The 15,674-nt window shown below is 66.1% G+C and carries 15 protein-coding genes and 1 other RNA gene; 5 read left to right on the top strand and 11 right to left on the bottom strand.

The window, feature by feature from the left end; genetic code table 11:
- Window positions 1-5: 5 nt before the first annotated feature.
- On the bottom strand, window positions 6-791 hold the full coding sequence (locus tag ABFX29_RS03185; RefSeq protein ID WP_152224777.1) for an amino acid ABC transporter substrate-binding protein: 786 nt from the start codon (window positions 789-791) through the stop codon (window positions 6-8).
- A gap of 83 nt (window positions 792-874) precedes the next feature.
- Entirely contained in the window at window positions 875-1,300 is a 426-nt protein-coding gene (locus ABFX29_RS03180) for a hypothetical protein (RefSeq protein WP_152224775.1), read from the bottom strand.
- Window positions 1,301-1,442: 142 nt separating this feature from the next.
- Between ABFX29_RS03180 and ABFX29_RS03175 the strand changes: the two genes are divergently transcribed.
- Complete coding sequence (locus ABFX29_RS03175; protein ID WP_246167162.1) at window positions 1,443-1,970, top strand: DUF4442 domain-containing protein; 528 nt, start codon at window positions 1,443-1,445, stop codon at window positions 1,968-1,970.
- Here the strand turns inward: ABFX29_RS03175 and ABFX29_RS03170 are convergent.
- From ABFX29_RS03170 to ABFX29_RS03150, 5 genes are all read right to left on the bottom strand, one after another.
- Window positions 1,933-2,427: a serine protease inhibitor gene (locus ABFX29_RS03170; RefSeq protein WP_152224773.1), complete on the bottom strand. Its 495-nt coding sequence runs from the start codon at window positions 2,425-2,427 to the stop codon at window positions 1,933-1,935. The two genes, ABFX29_RS03175 and ABFX29_RS03170, sit on opposite strands and share 38 nt — an antisense overlap.
- A 65-nt stretch (window positions 2,428-2,492) precedes the next feature.
- Entirely contained in the window at window positions 2,493-3,017 is a 525-nt protein-coding gene (locus ABFX29_RS03165; protein ID WP_152224771.1) for an SRPBCC domain-containing protein, read from the bottom strand.
- Window positions 2,954-3,946, bottom strand: coding sequence for a 3-methyladenine DNA glycosylase (locus tag ABFX29_RS03160; RefSeq protein ID WP_152224769.1), 993 nt, complete (start codon window positions 3,944-3,946; stop codon window positions 2,954-2,956). Before ABFX29_RS03160 ends, ABFX29_RS03165 begins: the two co-directional genes overlap by 64 nt.
- Before the next feature lie 24 nt (window positions 3,947-3,970).
- Complete coding sequence (locus ABFX29_RS03155; RefSeq protein ID WP_246167159.1) at window positions 3,971-6,007, bottom strand: BCCT family transporter; 2,037 nt, start codon at window positions 6,005-6,007, stop codon at window positions 3,971-3,973.
- 161 nt (window positions 6,008-6,168) lie between these two features.
- Complete coding sequence (locus ABFX29_RS03150; protein WP_152224767.1) at window positions 6,169-6,630, bottom strand: MarR family winged helix-turn-helix transcriptional regulator; 462 nt, start codon at window positions 6,628-6,630, stop codon at window positions 6,169-6,171.
- 75 nt (window positions 6,631-6,705) lie between these two features.
- Here ABFX29_RS03150 and ABFX29_RS03145 point away from each other — a divergent pair, with 75 nt between their 5' ends.
- A complete protein-coding gene (locus ABFX29_RS03145) occupies window positions 6,706-6,921 on the top strand; it encodes a hypothetical protein (RefSeq protein ID WP_152224765.1) in 216 nt (71 codons plus the stop codon).
- A gap of 82 nt (window positions 6,922-7,003) precedes the next feature.
- On the top strand, window positions 7,004-7,228 hold the full coding sequence (locus tag ABFX29_RS03140; RefSeq protein ID WP_152224763.1) for a hypothetical protein: 225 nt from the start codon (window positions 7,004-7,006) through the stop codon (window positions 7,226-7,228).
- Window positions 7,229-7,294: 66 nt separating this feature from the next.
- Here ABFX29_RS03140 and ABFX29_RS03135 read toward each other — a convergent pair whose 3' ends face one another.
- Window positions 7,295-8,581: an aspartate kinase gene (locus ABFX29_RS03135; RefSeq protein WP_152224761.1), complete on the bottom strand. Its 1,287-nt coding sequence runs from the start codon at window positions 8,579-8,581 to the stop codon at window positions 7,295-7,297.
- Window positions 8,582-8,849: 268 nt separating this feature from the next.
- Here ABFX29_RS03135 and ABFX29_RS03130 point away from each other — a divergent pair, with 268 nt between their 5' ends.
- Window positions 8,850-9,785 carry an ABC transporter ATP-binding protein gene (locus ABFX29_RS03130; protein ID WP_152224759.1) on the top strand — a complete coding sequence of 312 codons (936 nt, stop codon included), beginning with the start codon at window positions 8,850-8,852 and terminating at the stop codon, window positions 9,783-9,785.
- Window positions 9,782-10,840, top strand: coding sequence for an ABC transporter permease (locus ABFX29_RS03125; protein WP_152224757.1), 1,059 nt, complete (start codon window positions 9,782-9,784; stop codon window positions 10,838-10,840). The genes ABFX29_RS03130 and ABFX29_RS03125 overlap by 4 nt, the downstream gene beginning before the upstream one ends.
- Before the next feature lie 18 nt (window positions 10,841-10,858).
- Here the strand turns inward: ABFX29_RS03125 and recR are convergent, their stop codons facing one another.
- The 3 genes from recR to ffs form a co-directional block, all read right to left on the bottom strand.
- Window positions 10,859-11,455: a recombination mediator RecR gene (gene recR / locus ABFX29_RS03120; RefSeq protein WP_152224755.1), complete on the bottom strand. Its 597-nt coding sequence runs from the start codon at window positions 11,453-11,455 to the stop codon at window positions 10,859-10,861.
- 47 nt (window positions 11,456-11,502) lie between these two features.
- Window positions 11,503-14,778 carry a DNA polymerase III subunit gamma and tau gene (locus ABFX29_RS03115; RefSeq protein ID WP_152224753.1) on the bottom strand — a complete coding sequence of 1,092 codons (3,276 nt, stop codon included), beginning with the start codon at window positions 14,776-14,778 and terminating at the stop codon, window positions 11,503-11,505.
- Between the two features lie 78 nt (window positions 14,779-14,856).
- An RNA gene (gene ffs / locus ABFX29_RS03110) (signal recognition particle sRNA small type) lies at window positions 14,857-14,952 on the bottom strand.
- Between the last annotated feature and the right edge of the window lie 722 nt (window positions 14,953-15,674).

Here is a 15,674-nt window from a genome sequence, read left to right as displayed (position 1 = left end):
GCCCCTTACTGCGAAACGTCTTCGCCGAAGTACTTCATTGAGATCTCTGCCAGGGTGCCGTCCTCGCGCAGTTCCTCCAAGGCTGCGTTGACGGCGTTCCGCAGTTCAGTGTTGCCCTTGGCGAAGGCAAAAGCCATGAGGGCCGGGTCATCAGTTTCGGCAGCGACCTGAATCGGCGCGTCCGGAGTCTGCAGAATGTAGTCCAGGAAGGTCAGGCGGTCATTGATGGTGGCGTCCACCCGTCCCTGCTCCAGCAGGGAGACGGACTGGGCCCAGCCCTCGACTGCTTCCACACTGGCACCGTTTTCCTGGGCCAGCTCGTACCAGTTGCTGGACAGGGACTGTGCCGTTGTCTTGCCCGTCAGGTCAGGAAAGGAGGTAATGGTTGTGTCTCCCTTCGGCACCACTATCACCCCTGGACTCACCGTGTAGGGATCGGAGAACTCATAGGAATCCACGCGCTCCGGGGTGATCGAGACCTGGTTGGCGACCATGGCGAAGCGTCCCGCGTTCAGGCCGGCGAAAAGCGCATCCCACGGCGCTTCCCCAAACTGCGCTTCGACACCGAGTTTCGCTGCGACGGCTTCGGTGATCTCGACGTCGTATCCCGTCAGGTCTCCAACGCCGTCCGCATGGAAGCTGAACGGCCGGTATGTACCTTCCGTGCCGACAACCAGCGTCCCTTCGTTCCGGATAGCGTCAAGGCTGGTCGGTGACCCGCCGGCGCATGCCGTCAGGAAAAGCGATGCGGCACCTGCTGCGAAAGCGGCGGTGATCTTCAGTTTTCGCATCGGGTCCCTCCAGGAATCGCAGTGGCCGGAAACAGCAGGAGCGCCCCCGGAGAGTCCGGAAGCGCTCCACTGTTGCCCGATAATTAGGCCGGAAGTTCGATCTGGAATCCGCACGTGCAGCGCAGGATGTTGATTTCCAGGCGCACATCTCCGGTATCCGCATCCGGGTCGGTGCTCAGCGGCTCGAAGAGTGAAACAGTGCGGGTGTCCTTCGGCTTCATCGGCTCGCCGCAGTGCAGGTACTCAGTATCCGCCGGTTCGGCCGTGGCCACGCGGGCCCACAGCGGGGAATGGCGTACCGGGTGCCCGTAGAAACGGTCACATTCGCCGCAGGTGTAGCTGATTTCCAGGAACTCGGCCGCATCGGCGGTCCTGGACGGTTCAACGGATTCGATGATCAGGTACTCATCGGTGCCGCAGTAGGAGCACCACGGCACGTACTCTGCGGGCGCCTCTGCGTTCGGTGCTGCTGGGCACTGCGGGTCTTCAGGTGTTGCTTCGATCGACAATCTGGTTCCTCCGGTAAAGCCCGGTGCGCCTGTCGGGGCGCGGTCCGTACGTGGATAGTAAGCAAGCTGATCCAATAATAGCCCTAAGGGTACTTACTATGGAAGTTGGAATGGCCTGGATCACACTCGATAGAGTGGCCTGGTGAAACTCGTTGCTGCGCGCCCGGGCCTTGTCCGGATGTCCATGAACCTCTGGCCGCCTTTCCTCTTTTCAGGCATCAAGATCACGGACCTGCCGGAAGACTTCCTGTCCGCCACGGTCCGCCTGCGTCTGCGCTGGTGGAACCGCAACGTTGCGGGGGTGCTGTTCGGCGGGAGCCTCTTCGCCATGACGGACCCGTTCTGGATGATGCTGCTGCTGCGCCACCTGGGCAAGGAGAACGTCATCTGGGACCGCGCGGCCGAAATCGACTTCATCAAGCCGGGCAAGGGAGACGTGGCGGCGCACTTCGCCATCACAGAGGCGGACATTGAGCGGCTGCGGAAGGCGGCGGCCGGCGGCGCGAAAGTGCTGGAGTGGTTCACCGTCGAAGTCCGTGATTCAAGCGGTGACGTCGTGGCACGGGTCCGCAAGCAGGTCTACCTGCGCCGCAAGCGGGACCTGCCCGCCGCCGGAGGCCCCGCCGGCAGCGCTACATTGCCGCCGTTGCCGGACCAAGCAGTCCGCTAAGCGCTTCCCAGCGGCTGATCTGACAGCCGTCCGACGCCGCGAACTCCGCGTCAACCTCTTCACCGTCCACGGTGCCGCTTACGGATGCCCGCTGCGGTCCCCCGTACTGCATGGTGCAGGCGACGTCGGTGCCCGGTTCCGCGAACAGCCCGGTTCCGCCCTCGGCGAGGGCAGCGCACGCCGCTGCGGGATCAGGGGCACCCGATTCCCCCACCGGATTGGCGCCGTCGCACTCCAGGGTCCATGTGTCCGTAACGGCCTCGCCGTCGGCCATCAGCTCCACGCTCAGCGACGTTGCCGCGGCAGGTGACGCAGGCGTTGACGCCGCGGAACTGGACGCCGGCGGCGCGGGCTCCGACGACGACGGCGAGGTGCCGGGATTCGAGTCGGCGCACCCGGCGAGCAGAAGGGCAGCAGCGGTCAGGGCCAGGGCGGTGCGGGGCAGGCGGTTCGGCATGTGGCAGGACCTTCCGGAGTCGATTGGCATACAGCCTAGCGGCCCGGGGTGTGGTGAGGGGAAGGTCAGGCGGGGGGTGGTGCGGCGGCCGCGTCCCGGGCCTGGGCGGCATAGTAGGGGCCCTGGTCAAGGTAATGCTGGTCGAACTCCGGCGGGGCGGCGCCGGCGCGGGCGGCCTCAAGCCGGTCAAGGTAGTACTCCCAGCCCGGACCGGTGTCTTCCGCCGGGGCCGGAACGGCAAGGTGCTGGATGAACTCCAGCCGGGTTCCGCCGTCGTCGTCCCGGAGCCGCACCTCCACGTCCCAGCTGCCGCCGTCGTCCTCCATGAGCACGCGCAGGCGCTCCCGGGGAATGCACTGGGAGAGCCGGGCCGGGCTGGTTGGCTGCCCTTCTTCGTAGAGCAGCTGGAAGTCGAACTCTGCTCCCGGCCCGGGGGCGCCGTCCCAGCGTCCGATCCAGGCGGCAGCCTGGCGTGCATCCGTAAAGCTGGTCCAGACTTCTGACGGAGTGCCGGCAAGCCGGCGGGTTAGGACCAGGTTGTAGGAGTGTTCTCCGGTGCGGTGGACCCGGCCTGTGGGTTCGCGCTGCATAGCTGCTCCTGGAGCGGATCAAGCAGGTCCAGAATCCGGGCCCGCAGCTGCTGCGATTCTTCGGTGAAACCGCGTTGGTAGGAAGCGTACGCCGCGCGCCCCGCCGGAGTCTCTACCTGGATAGGTTCATATCCCCAGTCCTGCAGATCGTACGGCGAAGCGCGCATGTCCATCTCGCGGATCCGCCAGGCCAGTTCGAAACAGTCCATCACCAGGTCCCCCGGCAGCAGCGGGGTCAGTTTGTAGGCCCACTTGTAGAGGTCCATGTTCGCGTGGAGGCAGCCGGGCTGTTCCAGGTCGCGCTGGTTTTCCCGCGTGGGCGTCAGCTCATTGAGTTCAATGGCCTCGGGTGCGTAGAACCGGAACGCGTCGAAGTGGGTGCAGCGGATTCGGCTTTGCTCCACCAGGTTATTCGTGCCCTGGGCGCCCAGCCGCAGCCCGAGGTATTCATGCCGGATTCCGTTCACCTCGGACTTGTAGGCCATAGCCCACTCGTGCATGCCGAAGCAGCCCAGTGACGGTTTCCTCGCGGCCGTGCGGGAGAGCAGCATTCGGGTGAATCCGGCGGCCGTGCCCCGGGCTGCGGCGAATGCCGCCAGGTCCACCGTGACTGCCGGCGATTCCGGGTCCAGTCCGGAGGCAGCCAGCTCCTCCGGCGTCAGCTCGCGGTAGAACTTCCAATCCGTTCGCTCCGCCGCGGCGGCGCCGGTCAGTACGACGCCGGCGCCCGGGTGCCAGCGCATCAGCTGGCCCGGTTTCAGGGAGTAGTAGGTGAAGAGGAAATCCTCCACCGGGTGCTTCTGCCCGGCAGAACGGCGGCGCAGGAAACCGTCCGTGAACGGGCGGACCCGCTCCTGGTAGGCGGCCTGGCGGGGAAGCCAAGCCTGCTCAGGCAGCACGGCGGAATAAGAATGGCTCACGGCCCCCATTATCCCGCCATGCTGCCGGGCCTCCTAGCGGACCGGTGAAGGCTGCGAGTCGGGGGACAGGCCGCTGTCCCGGTCGCCAGCCGTTCCGGCGCCCTCCTCCGCGTCTACGCCCTCCGGGGTCCAGCCGTCGGCGTATTCTCCGGAGTCGTAGTCGTAGTCCACGGGCTTACCGTCCTCGTCCCTGCGCTGGTACCAGTCGGTGACGGTCTTGTCGTGGGAGTCGAAATCGGCTCCGGCGCCCTGCCCTTGCGGAGCCTTCTTGACCGCAATGGCGAAGTCGTCTCCGTGTTCATCGATGCCGGTCCGCACGGCCTGTTCCAGGGCGGCCGTCGCGTACTCGCGGCGGATAATCAGCGGGTCGGTCTGGAGGTCCCTGGTGAAGGCGACCATCATCAGCGCCAGGATAACGGCGAAGGGCAGCGCAGAAACGATAATCAGGTTCTGCAGGCCGGACAATGCCTCGTTTCCTCCCACCAGCAGCATGACCACGGCAATGCCCATCATGGCCAGGCCCCAGAAGACGGTGACCTTGCGGTCCGGTGCCGGTTTGCCGCGCTGTGACAGGCTTCCCATGACCAGCGAGGCGGAGTCGGCTGAGGTGATGAAGAAAATTGCGATGCAGAACATCGCGAGGAACGGCGTGATGGAGCCCAGGGGAAGTCCGTCCAGGATCTGGAAGAACAGCGCTTCCGGAGCGCCGTCCGCGGAGATCTCCGACCCCTGCATCCGCATCCAGATCGCAGTGCCGCCGAAAATGCCGAACGCGATCACGCACACCAGCGTGGGCACCACCAGGACGTACTGCACGTATTCACGCAGTGTCCGTCCACGTGAGATACGGGCCAGGAAGATGCCAACGAACGGGGACCAGGAAATCCACCAGGCCCAGTAGAAGACAGTCCAGTTAGCGGAGAAATCCGCCGCCTCCGCACCCCAGGACGGTCCCTTGCTCATCAGGTGCAGAAGGTCGGAGAGGTATTCAGTAATGGAAGCGGGAATCAGGTTCAGAAGGAACAGTGTGGGGCCGGTCAGGAAGATGAAGACCACCAGCACTATCGCCAGGGACATGTTGATGTTGGAGAGCATTCGAATGCCGCGGCCTATTCCGGAAACGGCGGAAGCAATGAACGCCGCTGTGAGGACGGCGATGATGCCGATCAGCGCGGCATTGGGGAGCGCTCCGATACCGCTGACGATTTCCACGCCGCGGCCGATCTGCAGTGCGCCGATGCCCAGGGAAGCGGCGGTGCCAAAGAGGGTGGCGACGATGGCGAACATGTCGATCAGCCGTCCCGCGGGGCCGTCTGCCTGCCTGCGTCCGAGCAGCGGCGTGAAGATAGCGCTCATCAGGGGAACCCTGCCGCGGCGGTAGGAACCGTACGCCACGGCCGCGCCCACCAGGGCATAGATGGCCCAGGCGTTGAAACCCCAGTGGAAGTAGGTCTGGGCCATGGCCTTGTGCAGGGCTTCCGCTGATTCGGGCGCGGCCTCGCCGGGGGCCGGCGTCATGAAGTAGGTCAGCGGCTCGTACGGTCCGAAGAAGAACAGGCCGATTCCGACGCCGGCGGAGAACATCATGGCCACCCAGGAGAATTTTGAATACTCGGGTTTCTCCCCGTCCACGCCAAGCGGAATTTTCCCATAGCGGCTGAACCCGATGAACAGCATGAACACCAGGATCACTACCAGCAGAGAGCTGAACAGCCAGCCGGTATTCTTCACAACCCAGCCCAGTGCGAGGTCGGATACCGACTTCAGCGTCTCGGTGGAGAAGATTCCCCAGGCCACGAACCCAAGCACCAGCACGGCAGCGACCCCAAAGACCAGGGGATCCGTCCCGTAGCGGACACGCTGGTCATCGACGGCGATCCCGGGCACCAGGCCGGGATGGGTGTTATGCGGGTACTCTTTCTTCTCCCTGCGGAGCACGCGGGCGGCCCGCTGGCCCAGGGAGGCCTTGGCCGGCCGTTCACTTCCCTTGCGGCGGCCGGGGCTGCCGGGCGAGCCGTCTTCGGACGGCCCGGAGGGCGGTGTCTGCCTTGATGAGGGCGGTGTATCCACAGGTTTCTTCTCCTTGGGGCGGACGCGCTGCCGCCCATGGGGTGCGTTTTGGGACGCGAAGAAGAATACGCCTTATATGTCCTATTGATTGCGGCAATAAGGTGACTTATATACCACACTTCAATTGTTATCTTGTTGTTGCCCTTTACGTGCGAATTTGTCTAATGGGCGTCGTTAAGTGCACCGGAGTCCTGGGTGGCCTCGATCAGGCGCCGCATGGAGGCGTTGAGCTCCAGGACTTCCTTCCGGCTGAGCTGCAGGCGCTCCAACATGGCCCCGGGGACAGCAAGGGCCTTTTGGCGCAAGGCGCGGCCGTGTTCGGTCAGGTCCACGGCCAGGGACCGGTCATTGTCCGGTGCGCGGTTGCGTGATACCAGGCCAGCGGATTCCATCCGCTTGAGCATGGGGGAGAGCGTGGCAGGTTCCATCAGGAGGGCTTCGCTCAGGTTGCGCACGGTGCGGGGGCTCTGTTCCCAGAGCGCCAGCAGCACCAGGTACTGGGGATGGGTAACCCCCAGGTCTTCCAGGACCGGACGGTAGGCGCCGACCACTGACCGGGATGCGACGGACAGGGCGAAGCACAGCTGGTGTTCCAGCAGCAGATCATCGTCGACCGGATCCATGGCCGCCTCCTCATGTTTAGTGCACTAACAATTAGCGTACTATAGATCACAGGTACACCTCGGAAGGGACATCTCATGGCAGCTCGGGAAAGCTTCACGGCAAGATTTATGCGTGCAACCGGCAAGGCCCGGCTCATCTTTGGCCCCGCCCAAAGTTCCTCCCTTACCCATGACATGACGGAGGAGAACAAGCGCCTCCTCGAAGCCCAGCAGGCCGAAGAGAAGGCCATGTGGGAGACCGTGAAGAGGGCCGACGGCAGCAGCTACATCCTGCCCCGCAAGAAGGACTGACTTTTTCGCGGGCGGGGTCCTTTTCCGCCCCGGAACCCTATCCTGAAGGAACCTGCGTTGGTCCTTGAAGGAGGGGATCCACATGGCAACCATGCCGGATCCGGGCAGCGGCGGAGAGCCGAGGCTGCCCGAAGATGAGTTTCCGCAATCCGAACTGCCCGACTACGTCGTTGAAATAGACAGCGAAGGGCACCACTACGGAGTGGACCGGGAGTACATGGACGGCAAACCGCACCGTGAACCGGCCGAACCGGTGGTGTACCAGGACTACATGCACTCGCCGCTGTTCCGCGAGCACCTGTACTGACAGGCCTGCTGGGCCCAGACAAAAGGAGCGCCCGGTCTCCCGGACGCCCCTGGCTGCAAGCTGCGGCTAGCGGCCGGTGCCGCCGTATACGGTGGCTTCTGCTTCGCCGTCGAGCCCGAACGCGGCGTGAACCGCACGGACTGCGTCGTCGAGCTTGGAAGCGCTGGTGACCACGGAGATGCGGATCTCCGATGTCGAGATCATGTCGATGTTCACGCCGGCCAGGTGGAGCGCTTCGAAGAACTTGTGCGAGACGCCCGGGTTGGAGCGCATGCCGGCGCCGATCAGGGAGAGCTTGCCGATCTGCTCGTCGTAGTCGATGCTGTCGAAGCCGACCTCGGCCTTGGCGGCGTTCAGTGCGGCCATCGCGGCCTGGCCGTCGACGATCGGCAGGGTGAAGGAAATATCCGTCTTGCCCGAGCCCTTGGTGGAGACGTTCTGCACGATCATGTCGATGTTCGTGTTGGCGCCGGCGACGATGCCGAAGATCTCCGCGGCCTTGCCGGGGATATCCGGAACACCGACGACGGTGAGCTTGGCTTCGGAGCGGTCATGCGCGACGCCGGAAATGATGGGCTGTTCCAAGGGTTCTCCCTCTTGAATCTTGATCTTGTCATCCGGGCTGGGCAGTACCCAGGTCCCCTCGTGCTGGCTGAAGGAGGACCGCACGTGCAGCGGCACTCCGAAGCGGCGGGCGTACTCGACACAGCGCAGGTGCAGGATCTTCGCACCGGACGCCGCCATCTCCAGCATTTCCTCGCTGGAGATCTTTTCGATCTTCTGGGCTGTGGGGGCCACGCGCGGGTCGGCGGTGTAGACGCCGTCCACGTCCGTGTAGATCTCGCAGACATCGGCGTCGAGCGCTGCTGCAAGGGCGACGGCGGTGGTGTCCGAACCGCCCCGGCCCAGGGTGGTGATGTCGTGGCTGTCCCGGCTCATGCCCTGGAACCCTGCGACGATCGCAACGTCGCCCTTTTCGATGGCCGTCTTGATCCGGTGCGGGGAGACGTCGATGATCCGGGCCTTGCCGTGGATCGCGTCGGTGATCATGCCGGCCTGGCTGCCGGTGAAGGACTGGGCTGAGGCGCCGAGTTCGTTGATGGCCATCGCCAGCAGGGCCATGGAGATGCGCTCCCCGGAGCTCAGCAGCATGTCCATCTCACGGGGGTAGGCGCCGGTAGTGATCTGTCCGGCCAGGTCCAGCAGCTCGTCGGTGCTGTCGCCCATCGCTGAAACCACCACGATGACGTCGTTCCCGGCGTTCTGTGTGTCCACCACGCGCTTGGCAACGCGCTTGATGCCCTCGGCGTCCGATACGGAGGATCCGCCGAATTTCTGCACTATCAGGCTCATGCGTACACGCTCTCTGGAACTCTTCCAACTTGTTGCCCGGCGGCGTGTAAGCCGCTGCGGCACTGAATGTCCGTGGGGCCGCGCGACGGCGGCCAACCTCCAAAGTCTATAGCGGCCGTCCTGCGGCACCGAAATGATGCCGACATGCCGCTCAACCTGTCCTTAACGAATCCAGCGCACTGAAAGTTGCGCTTTACCCGCCGGGACATGCTGCGGCGAGTGCCCGCAGACAGGTCGTGGAAGCAATCCGGGGCTATAGGGTGTGCGCATGGGGACTAGTGAACACGGCGGCATCTCCGCCCAGGGCGTTACGCGCAGCTTCGGAACCGTGCAGGCCGTGCGGGGCATGACGTTTGAGGCACCTCAGGGCGCCGTCACTGCACTGATCGGCCCCAACGGGTCCGGCAAGACGACGCTGCTGCTGATGCTGGCGTCCCTGCTGGCCCCGGATTCGGGGGCAATCCGGATTGCCGGTGCCGATCCGGTGCAGGATCCGCTGGCCGTGCGCCGCTCCGTGGGCTGGATGCCGGACACCCTTGGGGTCTGGGACTCCCTGACCGCTGCCGAAATCCTGGTCACAATGGGCAAGCTGTATGGGATGGCACCTGCCGCCGCCGCACAGCGGGCCGGGGAGCTCCTCGCCGAAGTGCGCCTATTGGACTTCGCGGACAAACCGGCCAGGGTCTTTTCCCGTGGGCAGCAGCAGCGGCTAAGCCTGGCCCGCGCGCTTATCCACGATCCGGCAGTGCTCCTGCTCGATGAACCGGCCTCCGGCCTGGACCCGGGCTCCCGGGTGGAGCTTCGGCTGCTGCTGCGGCGCCTGGCTTCTGCCGGCAAGACCATCCTGGTCTCTTCCCATGTGCTCTCCGAACTGGACGAGATGGCGGACCGCGCCGTGTTCGTCTCCGGCGGTGAGACGGTCAAGACACAAAGCCTGGACGACGCCGGAACGCAGCTTCGCTGGTACGCCGTCAGCGCCCGCAACACCGGGGCGCTGCTGCGGGCCCTTGAATCCCGGGGCCTGGCCGCGGCCGTGGGGGAAGGGACCCGGCGCAGCCACGTGCGGGTGCAGCTTGGCGGCGAGGAGCAGGCCGCGGAAGTGCTGCGGCACCTGGTGGCCTCCGGCGTCGAGGTTTACGCCTTCGCGCCCGCCACCGGAGCACTGGAGGAAACCTACATGAGCCTGGAGGCCGAGAAAGAATGAGCACAGCACTCAGCCCGCAGCAGGCGGGACTCGGTTACTTCACCGGCGTGGGAACAGTCTTTGGGCTGGAGATGAAGCAGCGGCTGCGCTCCCGCGGCTGGTACATCCTGCTGGGAGTCTGGTTTGTGGTGATCGGTCTTGTGGCCGCCTTCACGGCCTGGGTGACTGACCAGCAGGCCGAAGCCGGCCAGGTGCTCTTCGAGCTGATGGTTGCCTTTGTGCTGTTCTTCGGGCTCCTCGTGGCTCCTGCCCTGTCCGCGAATGCCGTGAACGGTGACCGGGCGGCCGGAACCTTGGCGGTCCTGCAGGTGACCCTGCTGCGTCCGGGGCAGCTCCTGGCCGGGAAGTGGCTGGCGTCCTGGGCAGCTTCGCTGGGTTTCCTGGCAGCCAGTGTCCCGTTCCTGTTGTGGGCGCTGGCGCTGGGCGGGGTGAACCCGGGTATTGCCGTGGTATCCCTGCTGCTGCTCGGCGTCGAACTGGGAGTGGTCTGCGCACTCGGTGTTGCAGTTTCCACCCTGGCCAACCGGCCGCTCTTCTCGATCGTGGTCACCTACATGCTGGTGGCACTGCTTTCCATCGGCACCGTCATCGCCTTTGGCCTGAGCACGCCGCTGGTGAGGGGAACTGCCGAAGCCAACAGCCCGCAGTGGCAACAAACCTATTACCCGCCGGTGGACGGCGACCCCGGGTTTACCTGCGTTGGACCGCTTTTGGAGGTGGATGTCATCCACACGGACCGGGTCGCCTGGATGCTGGCCGCGAATCCTTTCGTAGTCCTCGCCGATGCCCTGCCGTACGCGGCCGAAGGCACCAGCGGAGGTCCGCTGGAAGGCATTAGCCAAGCAGTGCGGTACGTGCAGGCAGGATCCGAATACACGGGCCCGCTGTGCGTGGACGGCGAGGCACGGAACCCCACGGCGCCGCCGTCGTCTTCCCCCATCTGGCCGCTGGGGCTGGCCGTGCAGTTTGCGGGTGCGGCGCTGGCACTGGTGCTCGCCTGGCGCCGGCTGCGCACGCCCGCCCGCAGGCTGTCAGCCGGGACCCGGATCGCGTAGGGGCCGGGGTGGCGGGGCCTAGCTGAGGCTGCGGCGTCCTTCGAAGGCGCGGCCCAGCGTGATCTCGTCGGCGTATTCAAGGTCGCCGCCAACGGGAAGGCCGGAGGCCAGCCGGGTGACGGTGATGCCCAGGGTCTTGAGCATGCGGACCAGGTAGGTGGCCGTGGCCTCGCCTTCCAGGTTCGGGTCGGTGGCAATGATGATCTCGCTGATCTGCTCATCGGAGAGCCGGCTGAGCAGTTCGCGGATGCGCAGCTGATCGGGGCCGATGCCGGCGATGGGGTTAATCGCCCCGCCCAGGACGTGGTAGCGGCCGCGGAAGGAGCGGGTGCGCTCGACGGCGATCACGTCCTTGGACTCTTCCACCACGCAGATCATGGTGGGGTCCCGGCGCGGGTCGCGGCAGATATTGCAGGTTTCCTGCTCGGTGACGTTGCCGCACGCCTGGCAGAACTTCACTTTTTCCTTCACCGTCACGATGGCCGCAGCCAGCCGGGACATGTCCTCGGCATTGGACTCGAGGATGTGAAACGCGATCCGCTGGGCCGACTTGGGGCCCACGCCGGGAAGGCGGCCCAACTCGTCGATCAGTTCCTGAACCGCACCTTCGTACACGTGGCCTTCTTAGGGAGATAGTTGTTGTTCCGGCTGATTGCCGCCGGCTACCGGTGGGCGCCGTGGCCGTCGAGGCTTCGTTCCTCAATGAGCCGGCCGCCCAGGATCCGTTCGATTGCCTTGCGGCCAACCAGCCCGGAATCTTCAAGCGTTACATCGTCGGCGCTGGGGACATCTTCGACGTACGCCAAGTCTACGTTGCCGCGGACCGCTGCGGACGGCGCAGTGCCGCCCCGCTGGGCAGCCTCGTTGAGCAGCTGCTGGTAGCGGCTGAGTTTCTGGCCGGGGGCCGGCTGGCGCTGCACCTGGCCGGCTTGATCCGGGGCGCCCTGCGGGGTGCCGGGTGCGGCGCTGCCGCTGCTTCCAGGTGCCCCCGCATACGCTGTGACGCCCGACGGCGCGGAGCCTGCAGCTGCGGGCGAGGCGCCGTTGCTGTTCGGGCTGGGGGAGGTCGCGCCGGGTGTGTTCGCGCCTGCTGCGGGATGGGCCGCGGACTGCTGGGCCGAAGCGCCATGGGCTGACGGCTGCGGAGCCGTTCCACGCCCCGACCCTGCCGTGTCAGTGCCGCCGGGAGCGGTGGAGCCTGGGCCGGGCATGCTGGATCCCGTGCCGGGACCGGCGCTGGAAGCGGTGCCCGGGCGCGTCGCCGTGGTGCCCGCCCAATTGGTGCTGGCCCATTCGTCGTCGCTGACGGCGCTGCTGACATGGATGTCCTCGGGGACGGCAGCCGTTTCCCAGGCGTTGCTTTCCGGTGCGTCAGCCGGCTCTGAGGGTTCCTGTGGCCAGTCCTCGGGCAGAGGTGCGCCGCCGCGCGGCCCTGAACCGGATGCAGGCGGCTGCGTTCGCGGTGCCGGCTGCATGGGTTTCTGTGCTGGGGCTGCCTGGCCCTTGGCCTGACCTGCCGCCGGATCTGCCGCCGGAGGGACCTGCGCCCTCTGTTCGGATGCGGGTGCCTGCGGAGTTGCGGGTGCCTGCGGATTTGCGGGAGCCTGCCGGGCTGCCGGAGCGGATCCTGCGGGAGCCTGTTTCGCGCGTGCGGGGGCAGCGGGCGGGATGTTCCAGACGGGTGCACCGGCTGCCGGTCCGCCGGTGGGCGCTCCGTCACGTGCGGGCGCGAGTGCTCCTGCCGCCGCAGGAACCGAAGAATTCCCTTGGGGCTGCGCGGAAGTGGAAGCCGGTGCCGGAGTCTGTGCCGGCGGCGTCAGCCGGCTACCAGCTTTTGGGCCGGGTTCACCCGCTGACGCGGTGCTGTCGTGTACGGCGTTGACCTGGCAGTCAACGCCCAGGACCTGGTGGATGGCCTTGCGCAGGTTCTCCAGGTGGTCCGGACGGTTGAAGTTCGTGGCCGCGCCGGGGTTGGAGAAGGCGAGTTCCAGCACCCGGCCGTCGAAGGAACGCGGTGAAGCGTTCTTGCTGACATTGAGCCAGGTTGCCCGGCGGATGCTGGTTAGGGCGTCCATGATCTCCGGCCACGCACGGCGGATCATTTCCACCTGACCGGGTCCTGACGCGCCTGTGGGGGCAGTCGGAGTGTTGCCGGCTGCACCCTGCTGGACGGGCGCCGCAGACTGGACCCCGGCGGCTGCCGGAGCTGTTGATGGAGTGTTCGACAGCGGGTTCGCCGGGGTCGACGGAACACGAGCCTGCGCGGCGTCGGCCGGACGGCCGTGGACCGCGTCGGCCGGACCGCCCTGCGCTGTGCCGGCTGGACCGCGCTGCGCTGTGTCGGCTTCCGGATCAGGGCCCTGCCGCTGGGCGGACTGCTGCGGCTGGGTGGCGTGCTGCTCGCCCGGTCCCTGCGGCTGCTGCGACGCGGCCTCACGGGAGACGTCGTCCCAGGTGCGGCCGGGCGCCGCGGCATCGGGCATCGAACCGCCGGCAGGAGCCGGGCGGGCGCTGGACGCGGCGGGGGTTGCCGGAGCTGCCGGGGTGGCCCAAGTGCCGCCCCAGTCGGCTGCGCCGCTGGCGGAGGCTGCGGCGTCGGACGCAGTGTCGACGGCAACCGGAGCTGCCGCCGGAGTGCTGGGTGCCGGCGCACTCGTTGCCGGCGCGGCCGGCTGGCGTGAACCCTGCTGCGAAGCGGCCGGTGCCGTGCTCTGCTCTGGTACCTGCGCGGCACGCTGCTGCGGAATGGCCGCGGCGGGGGGAGCGGCGTCGCCCGCGTAGGTCAGCCGGCGCTCAATCCGGTCCACCCGTGCCGCGGTTCCGCGTTCGGACTGATCGGCTGCGGGAAGCAGGATCCGCGCGCAGAGCAGTTCCAAATGCAGGCGGGGCGAGGTGGCGCCGGTCATTTCCGTCAGTGCGGTATTGGTGATGTCCGCTGCTCGGGAAAGCTCTGCACCGCCAAACTGTGCAGACTGTGTGCGCATGCGGTTGATCTGGTCCTCCGGCACGCCGCGCAGTACCGCGGCAGCGGCGTCGGGCATCGCATTGACCACAATCAGGTCCCGGAAGCGTTCCAGGAGGTCCTCCACGAAGCGGCGGGGATCCTGTCCGGTCTGGATGACGCGGTCAACAGCGCTGAAGACCGTGGCGGCGTCGCCGGCAGCAAAGGCGTCGACGACGTCGTCGAGCAGGGCCACATGGGTGTAGCCAAGGAGGTTGACGGCGAGCTCATAGTCCAGGCCGGATTCCCCGGCGCCGGCCATCAGCTGGTCCAGGACGGAGAGGGAGTCGCGGACGGACCCGCCGCCGGCCCGGATCACGAGGGACAGTACGCCCGGGGCAACCGGAACGCCTTCCTGGACGCAGAGTTTCTCCAGGTAAGCCAGCAGCGGCTCCGGCGGAACCAGCCGGAACGGGTAGTGGTGCGTCCGGGAACGGATGGTGCCAATGACCTTGTCCGGTTCCGTAGTGGCAAAGATGAACTTGATGTGTTCAGGCGGCTCTTCCACGATCTTCAGCAGGGCATTGAACCCGGCAGAGGTGACCATGTGGGCTTCATCGATGATGAAGATCTTGTACCGGTCCCGCACGGGGGCAAAGGTGGCCCGCTCGCGCAGGTCGCGGGCGTCGTCCACGCCGCCGTGGCTGGCCGCGTCGATTTCAATGACATCAAGGCTGCCGGCGCCGTTGCGGGCCAGTTCAACACAGCTGTCGCATGTGCCGCAGGGGATCGGCGTCGGACCCTGCGCGCAGTTTAGGCACCTGGCCAGGATTCGGGCTGAGGTGGTCTTGCCGCATCCGCGCGGACCTGAGAAGAGGTAGGCGTGGTTGACGCGGTTCTTTGAGAGGGCCGCCATCAGCGGCTCGGTGACATGCTCCTGGCCGATCACGTCCGCGAAGCTCTCGGGACGGTAACGGCGGTAAAGGGCTGTACTCACAGATAGAACCTTATCGGTTGGCACTGACGGTTCGCATCCGGACCCGGGGCGGGGTGCAGCACCGCTGTTTCCGGATAAATTAAAGACCCCCCATGCACCTGCCAGAGCCCGCTTACCCTTGCTACCTTCCGGTCCTGGGGGAGTTCACAGGATGACACCACATGAGGGGCCGGGAACAAGTCTACCCGATTTTTCGGGTGCCTATTCCGGGCTCCGTGGGCCTTGGCCTGCGTTGGCGGACTGCCCGGAATTCTGGGCGCAGGACATCGGCGGAGGCGGCGTCACCGGGTGGGTTGTCCGGCCAGGAACAGGGCAGTGGGGATGACACGTCCGCAGGTCTGTATATAGGTCTGTATATAGGACTCCTATATACAGACGCCCCTGCGTATCCAGGACTGCTGGTCCTGCGCCGTACTCCTGCACACCCCGGCGGGCAGGGCCTGGTGCGCTGCGTCTTGTGCAGGGACCCGACGGCCGGGGCCTGAACGGCGCCGTCTGCGCCAGGCGCCCTGCGGGTGCTGGCCGGCTCTGCCGCACCAATAGATGGCCGCCCGCAGAAGTGCCCCTATGTATAGGGCTCCTGACAATAGCCAGTGCCTCGTCTTGACTGCGCGGGACGGCAGGGCGGAGGGCCTGAATCAAGAGTCGTAATTTTGTCAGTTTGGTGATGATTCTCAGGGTGTCGCAGGACACGTCATTCCGATTTGCGCAGCCGTCCGCAGGCCTGTAATGTTTTCTGAGTCGCCGCAGCCGGGACGCTCACGGAGCGCCTGAAGCATGGCGGCCAAACCCCAACTTTCTTTCGATGGTTGATCTGCTGTGTGCCTTGTGCGCCGGCGGGAAACCTGGGACTGGATGCTGGGTCCGGAAGGGCTGGAATAGCCGGTTTGGTTGGA

This window comes from Arthrobacter gandavensis (assembly GCF_039528575.1).
Lineage (GTDB): Bacteria > Actinomycetota > Actinomycetes > Actinomycetales > Micrococcaceae > Arthrobacter_B > Arthrobacter_B citreus_B.
Note: the sequence above shows the minus strand (reverse complement) of the source record. Positions and strands in the feature narration are given on the sequence as shown.